Raw genomic sequence first — 1,384 nt, 5'->3', positions numbered from 1 at the left:
CCAGCCCAATCAGTCCCAAAGCAGCTGTTTCTGCAAGCAGGCCTGCAGCTAGGTAGGAAGTTTCTTCTGTACCGGTCTGCGGAAGTGCTCTTGGAGCCGCGCTCTTAGTCAGCGATGGTGGTGCAGGCTGAGCCGGCTGGCTAGGACGGTCCGGAGTTTCTGCTGGTACAGAAAGCTCTGTCACGGTCGGGATGTAAGCTGCGGAAATGGTATTTCCGTTGCGGTCTTTGCGAACGACTGTCACGCCTGTCGCTTGGCCGATAAAGTTCGGCTCTGGCCTGAAGGTCACCGTGCCGTCAGCTGCGATGGTATAAGTCCCTTCGCCTGGTACGACTTTTTCTGTACTGCCATCTTCAAATGTCGGCGGCACGATTGGGTCCACGTCGCCTTCAAAGATTGGTTTTCCAGTCTGCGGCTGACCTCTGAAGCCTGTACTTCCAGTATCTTCTGTAGCCGTGCTTCCTAAAACAGTCGGAGTATAGGTCGCGGTCACGGCATTGCCATAAATATCCAACCGTTTGACGACAACTCCGCGGGCGGTTCCGACAAAGTCGGCTTCCGGCACGAAGGTCACTGCGCCCAGCATCGCGAACTTGTAAGTTCCCTCATCTGGCACAACCTTTTCGGTGCTGCCGTCGTCAAAAGCCGGAGCCACTGTCTGGTCAATCGCTCCCTCAAAGATTGGCGTACCGGTTTGCACTTCTCCCTTGCGGCCGACTGATGAAGTGTCTTGGCTGCTGGATGGTGCCACCACTGTCGGCAGATAGCGAGCGGTGACTGGCGTGCCATTGCGATCACGGCGGACAACGGTCACGCCGGTGCCCTGACCGATAAAATCAGCTTCTGGCCTGAAGGTCACCGTGCCGTCGGCTGCGATGGTGTAAGTACCCTGACCCGGAATCGTTATTTCCTTGCTTCCGTCGTCGAAGGCCGGCTCGACTGTTTCGTCGATTGGCACCAACGGATTGCCTGCTTGGAAGACTGGTTTGCCCGTCTGCGCAAGGCCTTTGATATTGGTAGATGCCGCATCTTCACCTATCGGAGCCACCTTCTCAACTGTCGGTGTGTAAGTCGCCGTCACGGGCGTACCATTTTTATCTACACGTTTGACCGTCACTGGATCTGGCCTGCCGACGAACTGTTTGTCTGGCGTGAAAGTGACGGTGCCGTCGGATGCGATGGTATAGGTCCCCTGACCTGCAATAGTTTTCTCCTTCGTGCCGTCGTCAAAGGTGGTGGGAATATCATTGTCCAACGGCACATTTGGATCGCCAGGTGTGAAAATAGGTGTTCCTTTTTGCGGTTGACCCTGAAGACCTGTAGACTCAGCATTGGTACTGCTTGGCCTTACCTTGGTAAAGTCTGGACTGTAAGTGGCCGTCAC

At 55.5% G+C, this 1,384-nt stretch carries 1 pseudogene; it reads right to left on the bottom strand.

Annotation, left to right across the window (positions count from 1 at the left end):
* Nucleotides 1-1,384, bottom strand: a pseudogene (locus STRDD11_RS13050) (YSIRK signal domain/LPXTG anchor domain surface protein); the annotation flags it as partial.

The sequence above is a fragment of the Streptococcus sp. DD11 genome (genome assembly GCF_001578865.1).
GTDB classification, from domain to species: Bacteria; Bacillota; Bacilli; order Lactobacillales; family Streptococcaceae; genus Streptococcus; species Streptococcus panodentis.
This window is presented reverse-complemented; position numbering and strand designations above follow the sequence as displayed.